The 14,996-nt window shown below is 62.7% G+C and carries 16 protein-coding genes; 9 read left to right on the forward strand and 7 right to left on the reverse strand.

Annotated features, from left to right (window positions below; all coding sequences use genetic code 11):
- The first annotated feature begins 18 nt into the window (after positions 1-18).
- Positions 19-828, forward strand: a complete 810-nt coding sequence (locus AB8A27_RS08730; RefSeq protein WP_441241575.1) for an FTR1 family iron permease — start codon at positions 19-21, stop codon at positions 826-828.
- A gap of 19 nt (positions 829-847) precedes the next feature.
- Here the strand turns inward: AB8A27_RS08730 and AB8A27_RS08735 are convergent, their stop codons facing one another.
- The 3 genes from AB8A27_RS08735 to AB8A27_RS08745 all read right to left on the reverse strand — a co-directional run bounded on the left by AB8A27_RS08735 (position 848) and on the right by AB8A27_RS08745 (position 3,826).
- On the reverse strand, positions 848-2,128 hold the full coding sequence (locus AB8A27_RS08735) for an O-acetylhomoserine aminocarboxypropyltransferase (RefSeq protein ID WP_441241576.1): 1,281 nt from the start codon (positions 2,126-2,128) through the stop codon (positions 848-850).
- Positions 2,129-2,277: 149 nt separating this feature from the next.
- On the reverse strand, positions 2,278-2,874 hold the full coding sequence (locus AB8A27_RS08740) for a CoA-binding protein (RefSeq protein WP_441241577.1): 597 nt from the start codon (positions 2,872-2,874) through the stop codon (positions 2,278-2,280).
- 130 nt (positions 2,875-3,004) lie between these two features.
- Entirely contained in the window at positions 3,005-3,826 is an 822-nt protein-coding gene (locus AB8A27_RS08745) for an enoyl-CoA hydratase (RefSeq protein ID WP_441241578.1), read from the reverse strand.
- A gap of 76 nt (positions 3,827-3,902) precedes the next feature.
- On the opposite strand from AB8A27_RS08745, the gene AB8A27_RS08750 reads away from it, so the two are divergent.
- The 6 genes from AB8A27_RS08750 to AB8A27_RS08775 all read left to right on the forward strand — a co-directional run bounded on the left by AB8A27_RS08750 (position 3,903) and on the right by AB8A27_RS08775 (position 7,572).
- Positions 3,903-4,334, forward strand: a complete 432-nt coding sequence (locus tag AB8A27_RS08750; RefSeq protein ID WP_068730919.1) for a PaaI family thioesterase — start codon at positions 3,903-3,905, stop codon at positions 4,332-4,334.
- 151 nt (positions 4,335-4,485) lie between these two features.
- On the forward strand, positions 4,486-4,950 hold the full coding sequence (rplM, locus tag AB8A27_RS08755; protein ID WP_092142175.1) for a 50S ribosomal protein L13: 465 nt from the start codon (positions 4,486-4,488) through the stop codon (positions 4,948-4,950).
- Positions 4,950-5,426, forward strand: a complete 477-nt coding sequence (rpsI, locus tag AB8A27_RS08760; RefSeq protein ID WP_441241579.1) for a 30S ribosomal protein S9 — start codon at positions 4,950-4,952, stop codon at positions 5,424-5,426. The genes rplM and rpsI overlap by 1 nt, the downstream gene beginning before the upstream one ends.
- A 247-nt stretch (positions 5,427-5,673) precedes the next feature.
- On the forward strand, positions 5,674-6,924 hold the full coding sequence (locus AB8A27_RS08765) for a diguanylate cyclase (RefSeq protein WP_441241580.1): 1,251 nt from the start codon (positions 5,674-5,676) through the stop codon (positions 6,922-6,924).
- A gap of 36 nt (positions 6,925-6,960) precedes the next feature.
- Positions 6,961-7,197: a hypothetical protein gene (locus AB8A27_RS08770; protein ID WP_441241581.1), complete on the forward strand. Its 237-nt coding sequence runs from the start codon at positions 6,961-6,963 to the stop codon at positions 7,195-7,197.
- Between the two features lie 78 nt (positions 7,198-7,275).
- Complete coding sequence (locus tag AB8A27_RS08775) at positions 7,276-7,572, forward strand: antibiotic biosynthesis monooxygenase family protein (RefSeq protein WP_441241582.1); 297 nt, start codon at positions 7,276-7,278, stop codon at positions 7,570-7,572.
- Between the two features lie 72 nt (positions 7,573-7,644).
- Here the strand turns inward: AB8A27_RS08775 and AB8A27_RS08780 are convergent, their stop codons facing one another.
- A complete protein-coding gene (locus tag AB8A27_RS08780; RefSeq protein ID WP_441241583.1) occupies positions 7,645-8,784 on the reverse strand; it encodes an AI-2E family transporter in 1,140 nt (379 codons plus the stop codon).
- A gap of 128 nt (positions 8,785-8,912) precedes the next feature.
- On the opposite strand from AB8A27_RS08780, the gene AB8A27_RS08785 reads away from it, so the two are divergent.
- Positions 8,913-9,593, forward strand: coding sequence for a hypothetical protein (locus AB8A27_RS08785; RefSeq protein ID WP_441241584.1), 681 nt, complete (start codon positions 8,913-8,915; stop codon positions 9,591-9,593).
- Between the two features lie 78 nt (positions 9,594-9,671).
- Here AB8A27_RS08785 and glnA read toward each other — a convergent pair whose 3' ends face one another.
- Together glnA and AB8A27_RS08795 are read right to left on the reverse strand one after the other, a co-directional pair.
- Positions 9,672-11,081, reverse strand: coding sequence for a type I glutamate--ammonia ligase (glnA, locus tag AB8A27_RS08790; RefSeq protein ID WP_441241585.1), 1,410 nt, complete (start codon positions 11,079-11,081; stop codon positions 9,672-9,674).
- Between the two features lie 187 nt (positions 11,082-11,268).
- Complete coding sequence (locus AB8A27_RS08795; RefSeq protein ID WP_068730910.1) at positions 11,269-11,607, reverse strand: P-II family nitrogen regulator; 339 nt, start codon at positions 11,605-11,607, stop codon at positions 11,269-11,271.
- A gap of 443 nt (positions 11,608-12,050) precedes the next feature.
- Here AB8A27_RS08795 and AB8A27_RS08800 point away from each other — a divergent pair, with 443 nt between their 5' ends.
- Entirely contained in the window at positions 12,051-13,547 is a 1,497-nt protein-coding gene (locus AB8A27_RS08800; protein WP_441241586.1) for an NAD(P)H-hydrate dehydratase, read from the forward strand.
- Positions 13,548-13,615: 68 nt separating this feature from the next.
- On the opposite strand, the gene AB8A27_RS08805 is transcribed toward AB8A27_RS08800, so the two are convergent.
- Positions 13,616-14,932 (reverse strand): multicopper oxidase family protein, encoded by a 1,317-nt coding sequence (locus tag AB8A27_RS08805; protein ID WP_441241587.1) that lies wholly within the window; start codon positions 14,930-14,932, stop codon positions 13,616-13,618.
- Positions 14,933-14,996 lie beyond the last annotated feature (64 nt).

The following is a 14,996-nucleotide window of genomic DNA, read 5'->3' on the forward strand; positions in this document are numbered from 1 at the left end:
ACCACACGGGATCGGGTCATGTCGTCCGCATTCATTCAGGCTGCCGTCATTCTGCTGCGCGAGGGTCTCGAGGCCATGCTCGTGATCGCGGCGCTGGCCGGCTATCTCAGGAAGTCCGGCGGCGGCCATCGTGTGACGGCGCTTTATCTGGGCGCGCTGGCGGCGATCCTCGCCAGCCTGATCGCGGCCTGGGTCTTTGCGGTGTTCAATTCCGGCGATCACAGCGATGTCTTCGAGGCCATCGTTATCCTGTTTGCGGCGGGCCTGATGCTCTATGTCAGCGGCTGGCTGATGGTGAAGCAGGATCCGCGCGGCTGGCAGGATTATCTGGCGGCGAAGGCGGATCATGCGCTCGCGCAGGATACCGGTCTCGCCGTTGCGATGCTGGCGTTTCTCGCGGTGTTCCGCGAAGGCGCCGAGACGGTGCTGTTCATCAACACGCTCGCGACCACCGAAGGCGGCTGGAGCGTCGGACTGTTCGGCGGTCTGGCAGCGGCGACGGCAGGTCTGGTCGTGCTGTTCTACTTCATCAACATGATCGCCCAGCGCATCCCGCTGCGGCCGCTGTTCATCATCACCTCGGCCTTCCTGTTCGTGATGGGCATCAAGTTCATCGGCGAGGCGATCCAGGAATTGCAGGAACAGGCGATCATCCCGGTCACCGACGCGCCGGGCGGCGCATTCCTCACGGCGATCGGCTTCAATCCGACGCTGGAGGCGCTATCGATCCAGTTGCTGGTGGTGCTGTTTGCGCTGGCGACCTATTCGGTGTTCCAGCGCAATGCGCGGCTGATCCGCGAAGCGAAAGCGATGCGCGCCGAGGTGTGAGCGCGCATCGCAGTCCGGTTTACGCGTTCAGCGCCTGTTCGAGATCCGCGATCAGATCTTCCTTGTCCTCGATGCCGACAGACAGTCTGACAACGTCGGGGCCGGCGCCGGAGCGTGTCTTGGCATCGTCGTCGAGTTGGCTGTGGGTGGTCGAGGCCGGGTGGATCACCAGCGAACGGGTGTCGCCGACATTGGCGAGATGCGAGAACAGTTTCAGGTTCGACACGAGACTGACGCCGGCGTCGTAGCCGCCCTTCAGGCTGAAGGTGAACACGGCGCCGGCACCTTTCGGCGCGTATTTGCGGGCGAGGGTGTGATAGCGGTTATCCGATAATCCCGAATAATTCACCGCCGCCACCTTCGGATGGGCCGATAGCCATTCGGCGATCGCCTTGGCATTGTCGCTGTGCTTCTGCATGCGCAGCGGCAGGGTTTCGATGCCGGTCTGGATCAGGAAGGCGTTGAATGGCGACAGCGCCGGGCCGAGATCGCGCAGGCCGAGCACGCGGCAGGCGATGGCGAAAGCGAAGTTGCCGAACGTCTCCTGCAGCTTGATGCCGTGATATTCCGGGCGCGGCTCCGACAGTACCGGATACTTGTTGTCCTTCGACCAGTCGAAGGTGCCGGCATCCACGATGATGCCGCCGAGCGAATTGCCGTGGCCGCCGAGAAACTTGGTCAGCGAATGGACGACGATGTCGGCGCCGTGATCGATCGGCTTGATCAGGTAGGGCGTCGCCAGCGTGTTGTCGACGATCAGTGGCACGCCGGCCTTGCGCGCCACGGCGGCTACGCCCTCGATGTCGGTGATCGAGCCCGCAGGATTGGCGATCGACTCGATGAAGATCGCCTTGGTCTTGGCGGTCACTGCGCGCTCGAACGAGGGGATGTCATCGGGATCGGCCCACACCACGTTCCAGCCGAAGCTCTTGAAGGCGTGGCTGAACTGGTTGATCGACCCGCCATAGAGTTTGCGGGACGCGATGAATTCGTCGCCGGGCTGCAGCAGCTGCTGAAACACCACGAGCTGGGCGGCATGGCCGGATGCGACGGCGAGCGCTGCAGTGCCGCCTTCCAGCGCAGCGACGCGCTCTTCAAGCACCGCCGTGGTCGGATTGGTGATGCGCGTATAGATGTTGCCGAAGGACTGCAGGCCGAACAGCGAGGCGGCGTGATCCGCGTCGTTGAAGACGAACGAGGTGGTCTGATAGATCGGCGTCGCGCGTGCACCGGTGGTGGGGTCGGGCTGCGCGCCGGCATGGACGGCGAGGGTGCCGAAGCCTGGAATACGATCGTTCATCATCACTCCCTTTGGAATAGTCGGTTTGTTGGCGCCAACCTGATCGGGCGCGGCGCTGCCGTCAAGGCGAGGCGACATTTTGCCGTGACTTCGCAACAGTCGTGCTGCGCTGTGTCATTTCAAAGGAAATAAAATCGCAAAACGCACCGTCAAGCGGTGTCGTTCTTGTCCTTGTTACTGAGCTGCGCGACGCGATCGGCCGCAGCGGTGCTGCCGCCGCCGACGCTGCTGCGATTGAGCGACAGCCGCATGCCCTGGGTCGGGATTGGTGCGCGCTTGGAGCTGAGCGTGCGCGAATTGACACCCATCCACTGGATCTCCGACGACAGCCGGCCATATTCGATCTTGGGGCAGCGGTTCATCACCACCTTGATGCCTGCAGCTTCAAGCCTCGCGGCGGCCTCGTCATGGCGGACGCCGAGCTGCATCCAGACCACTTTGGGCAGCGGATTGAGCGTCAGTATGATGTCGACGATCGGCATGACATGCTCGGCGCTGCGGAAGATGTCGACCATGTCGATCGGGCGACCGATCTCCTGCAACGAGGCGACGAACGGCTTGCCCAGCAGGCTCTTGCCGACCTGGCCCGGATTGATCGGGATCATGTCGTAGCCGCGTTCGGCGAGATACTTGAACACGAAATAGCTCGGCCGCACATTTTGCGGCGAGGCGCCAACCATCGCGACGGTTTTGACGGTGTTGAGGATCTCGCGGATATAGGCGTCGTTATAGCTGTCGTGGTTCATTGTAATTCCAGTTCGAAACTCGATGCCTCATGGTGAGGAGGCGCGTAGCGCCGTCTCGAACCATGAGATGGTGCGCGCCGCCATCCTTCGAGACGCGGCCAAGTGGCCGCTCCTCAGGATGAGGCCGGTGTTACCGGTCTTCCCACTTCGGCGCGCGTTTTTCGATAAACGCACCGATGCCTTCTTCGGCGTCGCGGGCCATCATGTTCTCGGTCATCACCTCGGCGGCGAAGCGATAGGCATCCGCGAGGCTCATCTCGGCCTGGCGATAGAAAGCTTCCTTGCCGATCTTGACCGTATGCGCGGACTTGCGCGCAACTTGCTCTGCCAGCGCGATCGCTGCATCGCGTTCGGTGCCGGCAGGGACCACGCGGTTGACCAGGCCGATCTCGCGCGCACGTTCGGCAGAGATGGGCTCGCCGGTGAGCAGCATTTCCATCGCCTGCTTGCGCGGCACGTTTCGCGACAGCGCCACCATGGGCGTCGAACAGAACAGGCCGATATCGACGCCGGGTGTCGCGAATTTTGCATGTTCGGAGGCGACAGCGAGATCGCAACTCGCCACGAGTTGGCAGCCTGCGGCAGTAGCGACGCCTTGCACCGCTGCGATCACCGGCTTCGGCAGCCGCACGATGGCCTGCATCATGGCGCTGCAGATCGTCATCATATGCGCGAAGTAAGCGCGGCCGCGATCGGCGTCAGTGCGGCGCGCAGTGAGTTCCTTCAGGTCGTGTCCAGCGGAGAACACCGACCCGTTGGCGGCGATCACCACAGCGCGCACGGCCTTGTCGCTGGCCATGTCATCGAGGGCGGCGTGCAATTCGCCGATCAGTCCTTCGGAGAGACTGTTGCGGGCGGCCGGACGATTCAGCGTCAACGCGCCGATGCTGCCGATCGTTTCACGCAGGAGAATGGAAGGCCGCGCTGTTTCCGCGCGTGCTGGTTGAACCATGACTTGAGATTCCATCGCTGGGCAGGACCGTCACCATATTGTAACAGGACGGCACAAGCGAGAGCAGGGTAGAGACATGGCGACTGCGAAAATGAGCGTGGCTGAACTCGAGGCGTTTCTGAAGCGCGAGTTCCCGCAGGCCTTTGGCGCTGGCGATATTGCGATTGAAAGCGCTGACGGTACCACTTGCCTGCTGCGCCAGACCTATGGCGAGCGCATGCTGCGGCCGGGCGGCACGGTATCGGGTCCGACCCTGATGGCTCTGGCCGATTTCGCCATGTATGTCGTTCTGCTGTCGGCCATCGGCCCGGTCGGCCTCGCAGTGACCACCAGCCTGAACATCAATTTCCTGCGCAAGGGCCTGCCGGGGCAGGATGTGCTGGCGGCCGCCAAGCTGCTGAAGCTCGGAAAGCGCCTCGCAGTGGGCGAAGTGACCCTGTTATCAGGCACTTCCGCCGACCCGATTGCCCATGTGACGTCGACCTATTCCATTCCGAACGTTGGCTAATTTAAAAGGTATTATAGAACCATAATTATAACGCCATGATTTAACAGGCGAATTTTGCCATATTTGGCATTGACGGAATCCGGTTGGCTATCTAGAAACACCCTCAGTTCGGCGGATTACCGCCGATATCCCCTTTTCATGGATATTCACAATGAAGACGTTTTCGGCAAAGCCCGCCGAGATCACGAAGAAGTGGATCGTCATCGACGCCACTGGTCTCGTGGTGGGCCGGCTGGCCACGCTGGTCGCGATGCGGCTGCGCGGCAAGCACCTCCCGACCTACACCCCGCATGTGGATTGCGGCGACCATGTCATCATCGTCAACGCCGACAAGGTGGTGTTCACCGGTCGCAAGCGTGACGACAAGGTCTATTACAACCACACCGGTTTCATCGGCGGCATCAAGGAAAAGACTGCGAAGTCGATCCTCGAAGGTCGTTTCCCGGAGCGCGTTGTCGAGAAGGCTGTCGAGCGCATGATCCCGCGCGGTCCGCTCGGTCGCGTCCAGTTCGGCAATCTGCGTGTTTACGCAGGTAGCGAGCACCCGCATGAGGCCCAGCAACCAGAAGCGCTCGACGTTGGCGCGTTGAACCGCAAGAACAAGAGGGCCGCATAATGTCCGATACCATGCAGTCTCTCGACCAGCTGTCGTCGCTGAAGGTGTCGTCGCCCGACGCGCCGAAGTACGTCAAGAAGGTCGACAAGCAGGGCCGCGCCTATGCGACCGGCAAGCGTAAGGACGCTGTCGCTCGCGTCTGGATCAAGCCGGGCGCCGGCAAGATCGTGGTCAACACCCGTGAAGTCGAAACCTATTTCGCACGCCCCGTGCTGCGCATGCTGATCCAGCAGCCGCTGGTCGCTGCAGCCCGCGCCGGCCAGTACGACGTGATCTGCACCGTTGCCGGTGGCGGTCTGTCGGGCCAGGCTGGTGCCGTGCGTCACGGTCTGTCGAAGGCGCTGACCAACTTCGAGCCGGATCTGCGCAGCGTCCTCAAGAAGGGCGGCTTCCTGACCCGTGACTCGCGTACGGTTGAACGTAAGAAGTACGGCAAGGCGAAAGCCCGCAAGTCCTTCCAGTTCTCGAAGCGCTAATTTCTGCTTCGATACAATTTGCCGCAAATGCGGCGCATACAATTTTCGAAAAGGGCGCCTTCGGGCGCCCTTTTTGCGTTCGGTTCCATATGCCTGATGCAGACAGATTGACGCAGTTTTTCGAGAAAACTTGTGCCGGCGCGCAAACGGATTTCCAATCGGTACACTCGTATGTTCGATGATGGCGAAGAGGCCAGTCCGAATCATGATGATTTGGACATCTCGCAACACTTGCCGGTGCTCGAATATGTCGCTCGATTCTTCCACGCTCTATCTGGTGGCAACCCTGGTTGCGGCGATGTTGGGCGGGATGCTGCTGTTCTTCGGACGACAGGAGAAGATCGCGGCCCTCAACTGGTGGGGGCTGGCTTACCTGCTTGGCGCCGTGTCGGTGGCATTGTGGACACTGGCCTCGTCGTTCCTGGGTGACATGCTGTCGCTGGCGTTCAATGCCGTGGGCTTCGTGGCCTGCGGCATGGTGTGGAATGCTGCGCGCGTGTTCCATGGCCGCAGCCCGAGCTGGGCTGGCCTGTTTCTCGGCGCCATCGCCTGGATCGCGGTGATCTTCAGCCTGCCGGCCGAAGCCGCATCGCTGCGCATGACCATCGGCGCCGGTATCGTTGCGCTTTATGCGATGCTGACCGCGCATGAATTGTGGAACGAGCGTCGCAAGGCGGTGCAGCGGCGCTGGCCGACCATCCTGGTGCCGATGCTGCATGGTTTCGTGCTGATGCTGCCGATCCTGCTCGGCGATTTCCTGCATCCGGACCACAGCAGTTTCGGCAGCAGCATCTGGGTCACGGCCTTCGCTATCGAACTCGTGCTCTATGCGGTGGGCACGGTGTTCCTGATCTTCATGCTGGTGTCCGAGCGCGCGGTCACTGCGCACAAGGTCGCGGCATCCTGTGATCCGCTCACCGGCCTGTTCAACCGTCGTGGCTTCTCCGAGGCGACGGCGCGGATGATCGAGCGCGAGGCGAAAGCCGGGCGTCCGGTCACAGTCATGATTTTCGACATTGATCACTTCAAGTCGATCAACGATCGCTTCGGCCATCCCGCCGGCGACGAGGTGCTGAAACTGTTCGCCACGGTCATCACGCATACGCTGCGGATCACCGATCTGTCTGGCCGCATCGGCGGCGAGGAGTTTGCGGCGATGTTGCCCTGCAGCCTGGACGAGGCGATGCAGGCGGCCGAGCGCGTGCGCGAAGCCTTTGCGACCTGCGGCATCCAGGTCGATGAGGCCCCGGTGGCCACCACCGTGAGCATCGGCGTGGCCGGTGGACCGGCGGGCACCGAACTGGATGTCCTGCTGGCTGCGGCCGACACCGCGCTGTACCAGGCCAAACGCGGTGGACGTAACCGCGTGCAGGCGGCGGAAGAAGAACCGCTGTCGCTGGAGCAGGGGCGCCGCGCTGCGGCGATCGGGCAAGCGGCAGCGCCAAAGCCGAGCGTCGTGCGGGCTGCGGTCACGATGACGGCAAGCGGCGCGCGATAAAGAATCCATTTACCATTCGATCCCTATGGTCATCGCATGATGACCTCGCGTGACTCGACCTCGACTACTGCCCTGATGTCGCTCGAAGCGGCTGCCGCTTCGGCCCGTGCCGGCTTTGCCTGCATGTTTTCCAGCTCGGACGAATACGAGACCGCGCTGATCACCGAGCGCCGTGCGCAGGGACGCTACGGCGTGCAGCACAGCAAACTGCCGGTCATCGCCTTGATTGGCTGTTGTGTCATGGTCGTTGGCACGGTTCTGCTGTTCGCCTGATCGCGTTTCCGCGCCGCCTTCACCGAACCCCGACTTTGCGGTAAAGACACCGACCGCAAAACAAAGGGTCGGGAAACCATGATCACTGAAATCGCGCAGATCGACGTCAAGCCGGGCACCGAGAAGGATTTCGAGGCGGCCGTCGCCAAGGCCAAACCGCTGTTCCTCCGCGCCAAGGGCGGCAAGGGTTTTGAGCTGCACAAGTCGGTCGAGATGCCGTCGCGCTACCGTCTCGTCGCGAAGTGGGAAACCCTCGAAAACCACACCGTCGATTTCCGCGGCTCGCCCGATTTCGCCGAATGGCGCGCGCTGGTCGGCCCGTATTTCGAAACGCCGCCTTATGTCGAGCACACCGAGACCGTGCTGAGCACCTAGGGATAATCTAAACTCAGTCCCTCATGGTGAGGTGGCGCTTCTTCAGCGCGCTCCTCAGGATGAGGGATCGGGTTAAGCCGCCATCGCTCTGTCCTGCGCGGAGGCTTCGTCCTCTTCGCGCATGAAGTCGATGACGACTTTCACGATCGCCAGCACCGGCAGCGCCAGTGCGAGGCCCCAGACGCCGAACACGACGCCGAGCAGGATCTGGAACGCGAACAGCGTGGCCGGCGGAATATCCAGTGCCTGCCGCTGCAGGATCGGCGTCAGGATGTAGCTCTCCAGCGCATGTACTGCGAGGAACAGCGCAAAGGCTGACGCCGCGGCGACCCAGCCCGAGGCGAGGCTGGCGAGCACCACGATCAAGCCGCCGAGCAGGGCGCCCACGGTGGGGATGAAGGCGAGCAGGCCGGCCTGAACGCCGAGAATGAAGGCGCTGGGAATTCCGATCAGCTTGAGCCCGATCCAGGTGATGGCGCCGACCACCAGCATGGTGATCATCTGCGCAATCAGCCAGCGCTGCAGCGTGTCGCTGATGCGATCGACGATGACCGTCATCGGCGCGCGATGCTTCGCCGGCGTGAGATGCAACAGCCCTGTTCGATAGACACTGGGCTGTGCGGCAAACGACAAGCCCAGAAACAGCACGATGAAGAAGTTGCCGACCGCGCCGACGGTGCCGAGCAGGATCTTCAGTGTCTGGCTGACGATGGCGCCGCCCGATGATGCGATGGTGCCGGCGCTCGGCAGGCCGCTACCCGACTTCGGCGTTGAGGTGGCAGGCGACGTGCCGGGCTCGGCGGGCGTATCCGAGGTGATGCTGTTGAAATCGAAATAGCTGGTGTCGACGCCGTGCTGCTCGAGATAGGTCTTTACGTTGACGACCTGTGACTTGAGGGTGCCGGACAGCGTCTTGGCCTGATTGGCGATGGTCGATCCGCCGAGATACATCACGCCCGCCAGCATCCCGGCGAGCACGATGCAGATCACGACGAGCCGCATGGGATGCGGGCCGCCCATGAAGCGCCCGAATAATTCCGACAGCGCATTGAGCGCGACGCCGAGCAGGACGCCAGCGAAGATCAGGAATAGCGTTCCCGAGAAGTACCAGGCGAAGCCTACGAGGATCGCGAAACTGACGGTGGCGATGCCGCCCGCCGTGATCGCCCAGGCAAGGTCACTACGCGTCTGGACATTGGCTTCTGCGGGCACGGTGGATCCTTCGCATTGATTGAACTTTCACTGTTCCGTCAATTGCATCGGGGATCAAGACATATCGCCGCTTTGACCTCTCCCTCGCCATCGTGCATGGCCGATGGGGGAGGCTAATAATAATGAACATGCTGAAATGGGTCGGGCCGCTTGGACTGCTCGCAGCCCTGGTGATCGGCGACCAGATCCGGATAAACCGGCCCGCGCACAAATATCGGCTCACCCTGGAGGTCGAGACGCCGGATGGCGTGAAGTCGGCCTCGCATGTCGTCTCCGTGCATCCCTATCGGGGCTACCAACCGTCCGGCAAGGTGACGTCACGGGGCGATGCGGTGGTTGTCGATCTCGGCGGCGGCAGGAACCTCGCCGCGCTGATGCTGCACGATGACAACGGCAGCGCCGATTTCGATGGCGCCAATTTCGTGGCGATGCGCGCCTACCAGGCGGCGGGGCGCAAGATCGCCTTTCGCGATGTCAGCAGTCAGACCGGCGCTGTGCCTGTCACCGGCGAATTGATGCCGGTGCTCGCCAGTTTCGCAGACCCCCGGGACGCATCGACGGCGCGGCGGCTACAGCCCGACGATCTGTCACCGCTGGGCACTGGCACGCGCCTGCGCGGCATCACGGTCGAGGCGGTGCCGAATGGTCTGTGGCCGATCGACTTCGGCGGGAGCCTCGGCGAACCCGTCACGCGTAGTGTCACCGCGAAGCTGCCGTGGGCGGCCAGCGAAGGGGAGGCAGCCAGGGCGCTTGCGGCGATAGGCTTCCCGAACACGCCTGAACCGGCAATGGCTCTCGCCCGCAAATAAGTGCCAGACGAGGCGCAAAGAAAAAGGCGCCCCGTTTCCGGAGCGCCCTGATCGTTCGAACTGCGATCCCTGACGGGATTACAGCGAGTAGTACATGTCGAATTCGACCGGGTGCGGCGTCATCTCAAAGCGCATCACTTCGGTCATCTTCAGTTCGATATAGCTATCGATGAAGTCGTCATCGAACACGCCGCCGTTCTTGAGGAAGGCGCGGTCCTTGTCGAGGTTCTCGAGGGCTTCGCGGAGCGAGCCGCATACCGTCGGGATCGACTTCAGCTCTTCCTTCGGCAGATCGTAGAGATCCTTGTCCATGGCCGGACCCGGATCGATCTTGTTCTTGATGCCGTCGAGACCGGCCATCAGCATCGCGGCGAAAGCGAGATACGGATTGGCCATCGGATCCGGGAAGCGGACTTCGACGCGCTTGGCCTTCGGGTTGGTGGTGTAGGGGATGCGGCAGGAGGCCGAACGGTTGCGCGCCGAATAGGCGAGCAGCACCGGAGCCTCATAGCCGGGGACCAGACGCTTGTAGGAGTTGGTCGACGGGTTGGTGAAGGCGTTGATCGCCTTGGCGTGCTTGATGATGCCGCCGATATAGTGGAGGCAGGTCTCGGAGAGGTCGGCATATTTGTTGCCAGCGAAGGTCGGCTTGCCGTCCTTCCAGATCGACTGGTGCACATGCATGCCCGAACCGTTGTCGCCAAAAACCGGCTTCGGCATGAAGGTAGCGGTCTTGCCGTAGATGTGCGCGACCTGATGGATGCAATACTTATAGATCTGCATCTGGTCGGCCATGTAGGTCAGCGTGTCGAACTTCATGCCGAGTTCGTGCTGGGCGGATGCCACTTCGTGGTGATGCTTCTCGACCTTGACGCCCATGCGCGCCATGGCGCCGAGCATTTCCGAGCGCATGTCCTGCACCGAGTCCTGCGGCGGGACGGGGAAGTAGCCGCCCTTGGTCCGGATGCGGTGGCCGAGATTGCCGCCTTCATATTCGGTGCCGGAGTTGGTCGGCAATTCCGACGAGTCGAGCTTGAAGCCCGTGTTGTAGGGGTCGCTCGAGAAGCGCACGTCGTCGAACACGAAGAATTCGGCTTCCGGACCGACGAACACGGTGTCGCCAACGCCCATGGACTTGACCATGGCTTCGGCCTTCTTGGCGATGCCGCGCGGATCGCGGTTATAGGGCTCGCCGGTGGAGGGTTCGAGAATGTCGCAGGTAATGACCATGGTGGTCTCTGCGAAGAACGGGTCGATCGTCGCCGTTGCCGGATCCAGCATCAGCATCATGTCGGACTCGTTGATCGCCTTCCAGCCGGCGATCGAGGAGCCGTCGAACATGGTGCCTTCGGCAAACATCTCTTCATCGACCATCGAGACGTCGAAGGTCACATGCTGCCACTTGCCGCGGGGATCGGTGAAACGCAGGTCGACGTACTTGACGTCATTGTCCTTGATGGACTGCAGGACTTCTTTGGCGGTCGTCATGGGGCTCCCTACCTTTTTTGCGGGCCGATTTCCGGGACGTAACAATCTGTCGTGACGATCAGGTCACAACGGCATGTTTTCAACAAGACAAGTCGTCAACAAGAGAAGGCTGCCGAAGCAGCCTTTTTGGTGACGCCTTGAGGCGTTGAATGTCGGATAGCACCCGGCTTGAAGAGCGTCCAGTCCGTCAGATCGCGTCGAGTCCGGACTCGCCGGTACGGATGCGCACGGCTTCCTCGATATTCGACACAAAGATCTTGCCGTCACCGATGCGGCCGGTTTGTGCGGCGCGACGGATAGCGTCGATCGCCTTTTCGACGAGGTCGTCGCCAATCACGATCTCGATCTTCACCTTGGGTAGAAAGTCGACAATGTATTCAGCGCCGCGATAAAGTTCGGCGTGGCCCTTCTGACGGCCGAAGCCCTTGGCTTCCGTGACGGTAATGCCCTGCAACCCGACTTCCTGAAGAGCCTCTTTCACCTCGTCCAGCTTGAAGGGCTTGATGATGGCTTCGATCTTTTTCACTGAACGTCTCCCCGGCATTTCTAATCAGGCCGTAAGTAGTTTGCTTCAAGTAGCTTTGACCATTGCGCGTTTCGCGCACACTGTTCGATACCCAATTTCGGGCGTTATTGCGCTGCCGCCACGCCGCACCGACGAAATCTCGCCCGATGCGGTCGGCGGTCGGCCACCCCCTGTCTCTTAAACAGGTGTCTTTCAACATTTGCCGGTGAGCGCGACGGACCCGAAGCTGGCTTCCCTAAAAGCAGGGTCCGTGCCAAGTTCGCCGCTCGGCTATTTTTGAAGCATTATCAGGTTATTACATCGCACCTGACGAGGTTCGCATCAAGAGTATTCGACTACTTTTGCCTACATAGTGATCAAAATGATCGTGTGTTGTGCAGTTTTACTCTGCTGCGTTCGCGTGTGACGCGAGTGCCTTCCAAAAAGGCGTAGTGAGAAGCGAGATGGATATTCTAACGACCGACGAGATGGCGCGCGCCGATCAACTCACGATTGCGGCGGGGACGCCCGGTTTCAAGTTGATGCGTGCGGCCGGACGGGCCGTGGCTGATGTCGCCAATGAACTGGCGGAAGAGGGGCCGATCCTGATCGTGGCCGGGCGCGGCAACAATGGTGGTGATGGCTTTGTGGCGGCGGCCGAGCTTGCGGCGCAGGGGCGGGATGTCGCGGTGATCCTGCTTTGCGACCGGGCGACGCTGAAGGGCGACGCAGCATTGGCTGCCAAGGGATGGAAGGGCGAGGTGCTGCCCTGCGATCCCTCGCTGATCGGACAGCCGGCCTTGATCATCGATGCGTTGTTCGGCGCCGGGCTCAATCGTCCGGTCAAAGGCGACCCGCTGATCATGATCGACGCCATCAACGCGGCCGGCGTGCCCGTGCTGGCTGTCGATCTGCCGAGCGGCATCAACGGCGATTCAGGCGCCGTGATGGGCGGCGCGATCACGGCGACCGAGACCGTGACGTTCTTCAGGCCGAAGCCGGGTCATCTGCTGGTGCCGGGCCGGGTGCATTGTGGCCGGCTCCGGGTGATCGACATCGGCATCGGCGAGGATGTGCTGGCGGAAATTCGCCCCCAGACTTCCGAGAACAATCCGGACCTGTGGGCCGACGCCTTTCCGGTGCCCAAGATCAACAGCCACAAATTCTCGCGGGGGCACGCCGTGGTCGTCTCCGGCGACATCGCTGCGACCGGCGCCGCCCGGCTGTCGGCCCGGGCCGCGCTGCGCGGCGGGGCAGGCCTCGTGACGGTGGCATCGCCGCGCGATGCACTGGCGGTCAATGCCGCGGCGCTGACCGCGGTGATGGTGCGGCCGGTGGATACGGCGGCAGAGTTCGCCGCGCTGATCGGCGGCAAAGTGTCAGTCTGCGTGATCGGGCCGGGCGCCGGTGTGGGCGAACGGACGCGCATGTTTGTGGAGGCGATCCTGGCCGCGAAACGACATGCGGTGCTCGATGCCGACGCGTTGACCAGCTTCGCCGATGCGCCCGAGCGGCTGTTCGGCTTGATCAAGGGCAATCCCGAGGCGGGTGTCGTGCTGACGCCCCACGAAGGTGAATTTTCGCGCATCTTCAGCAAGATGGACGGGGAACATCCAGCGCTATCTAAGCTGGAGCGCGTTCGTCTGGCGGCGCAAGAGTCGGGTGCTATCGTACTGTTGAAGGGGCCGGATACGGTGGTGGCGTCGCCTGATGGCCGGGCCGCCATCGCTGCCAACGCGCCGCCCTGGCTGGCCACCGCGGGGTCCGGCGACGTGCTGGCGGGGGTCATCGGCGCGCTGCTGGCGCAGGGCGTTCCGGCCTATGAGGCCGCCTGTATCGGCGTCTGGATGCATGGCGAGGCGGGCAGCGAGGCTGGCCCCGGACTGATCGCCGAGGATCTGACCGAGGTGCTGCCGGCGGTATTCCGTCGGCTCTACGACCAGCTCGGCATCCAGTACTGAGCTAGGAGTCTTGTTGGGTCGCGTTTCCTTGACGCGACCCGGTATCCACTTCGCTTGAAAACGCTCTGTCAGTCGACGCTGTACCAGCGGACCTGACGCGGGGCGGCCCAGTCGGCGACGAAGGCCTCCATCAGCCAGCGCCCGACATTGTTGGCGGCAAAGGCGACGCGCTGGGTCTGACCGGCGCCGAGCGCCAGGGTGTCGAGCCAGAACGGCTTCCAGCCATCATCGAGCCTGTCGAGCAGCCGGACGTGATGGCCGTGGATCTGGAACACCATCGGGCTGGTGGCCCGGTTGGTCAGCGCAAGCACCACGGTGCGGCCGGGCTTGGTCCGGAATGCCGGCGGTGTGCTGGTGGACATGTCCACCGGCTTTCCCCATTCCGGACTGACGGCGCTGAGCGCCATATCGACGCGCAGCGCGCCCTTGAGGTCGAGCTGAGCGGGCAAGCCGTTGGAGGGCAGCGGCGCGGCGGCCGGCAGGGGCGCAGCCCGTAGCGGCGGATCATTGGACATCTTGATTTGGCCGATCGGCCGGGCGGTCTTGCCATCATGGAGCAGGATCGCCGAGGTCGACCCAGCCGGTCTGACGGCGTCGAGGAAGACGTCGACCCGGGTTCCGGGCGCCAGAACCAACTGATTGTTGCGGGCCGGAAATGGCTCCGAGGGCTGACCGTCGATGGCCATGACCCGAACCTCGTGATCGTCGAATTTCAGAGCAACCACATTGCGTTGGCAGCCATTGATGAGACGGAGTCTGAGCCGTTCATTGACCCGGGCCGACAGGTCCAGCGTGGATTTCCGGTTGATCAGGAACAGCGCGGTGGCGTCTTTGGGATCGCTGGCGGGGGCGAGCAGGCCGCCGTCCGGCTTGAGGCGGAAGTCCTCGATCAGCAGCACCTCGTCGCGGTCCACCTCGACCGGATCGCTCTCCTGGACGACCACACTGCGAACCTGGGACGGCAGTGTCTGGCCGTCGCCGAGCAGGCGCATGTCCAGATAGGACGTGCCGGCGCTGCGCATCTGCAGCTTGAATGCATCCTTGGCCCCGGCTGCGACCGGCTTGCGGTCGAGCAGGGGCGCGATTCCCGACGAGCCGTTAATCCCCCGGCAGTTCAAGGCGATAGGAACCGGCAGCTGATTGGCGAGTTGAACCGTGATCTCGTCGCCGCGGTTGAAACGCAGCGGACCCTTCTGGGCCGAATGGAGCGTCCAGGCCTCAGTGGAGGCGCCGGGCTTCACCGGGAAGGGATCAGCTCTGGCCTGGAGTTCCAGCGCGGCGATGGCTTGCGCAAGGCTGACCCGGGGCAGAATCGGGGCGATCAGCGCGGTCCCGGCGCCTGCAAGCAGGGTCCGGCGCGTGAGAGGGAGAAAGCGGTTCGTCATGCCCGAATCCCGACCATTTTGCCGCGCCAAAGTCCAGTTGCCGGGCCGCGGCAAACAAGCCGCT

This window comes from Tardiphaga sp. 768_D3_N2_1, assembly GCF_052076105.1.
GTDB lineage: Bacteria > Pseudomonadota > Alphaproteobacteria > Rhizobiales > Xanthobacteraceae > Tardiphaga.

Coding starts and splice junctions, on each gene's coding strand:
- rpsI (WP_441241579.1), top strand. CDS start 4,950: ATGTCCGATACCATGCAGTCTCTCGACCAGCTGTCGTCGCTGAAGGTG.
- AB8A27_RS08735 (WP_441241576.1), bottom strand. CDS start 2,128: ATGAACGATCGTATTCCAGGCTTCGGCACCCTCGCCGTCCATGCCGGC.
- AB8A27_RS08800 (WP_441241586.1), top strand. CDS start 12,051: ATGGATATTCTAACGACCGACGAGATGGCGCGCGCCGATCAACTCACG.
- AB8A27_RS08740 (WP_441241577.1), bottom strand. CDS start 2,874: ATGAACCACGACAGCTATAACGACGCCTATATCCGCGAGATCCTCAAC.
- AB8A27_RS08775 (WP_441241582.1), top strand. CDS start 7,276: ATGATCACTGAAATCGCGCAGATCGACGTCAAGCCGGGCACCGAGAAG.
- AB8A27_RS08805 (WP_441241587.1), bottom strand. CDS start 14,932: ATGACGAACCGCTTTCTCCCTCTCACGCGCCGGACCCTGCTTGCAGGC.
- AB8A27_RS08765 (WP_441241580.1), top strand. CDS start 5,674: ATGTCGCTCGATTCTTCCACGCTCTATCTGGTGGCAACCCTGGTTGCG.
- AB8A27_RS08750 (WP_068730919.1), top strand. CDS start 3,903: ATGGCGACTGCGAAAATGAGCGTGGCTGAACTCGAGGCGTTTCTGAAG.
- AB8A27_RS08785 (WP_441241584.1), top strand. CDS start 8,913: ATGCTGAAATGGGTCGGGCCGCTTGGACTGCTCGCAGCCCTGGTGATC.
- glnA (WP_441241585.1), bottom strand. CDS start 11,081: ATGACGACCGCCAAAGAAGTCCTGCAGTCCATCAAGGACAATGACGTC.
- rplM (WP_092142175.1), top strand. CDS start 4,486: ATGAAGACGTTTTCGGCAAAGCCCGCCGAGATCACGAAGAAGTGGATC.
- AB8A27_RS08730 (WP_441241575.1), top strand. CDS start 19: ATGTCGTCCGCATTCATTCAGGCTGCCGTCATTCTGCTGCGCGAGGGT.
- AB8A27_RS08770 (WP_441241581.1), top strand. CDS start 6,961: ATGATGACCTCGCGTGACTCGACCTCGACTACTGCCCTGATGTCGCTC.
- AB8A27_RS08745 (WP_441241578.1), bottom strand. CDS start 3,826: ATGGTTCAACCAGCACGCGCGGAAACAGCGCGGCCTTCCATTCTCCTG.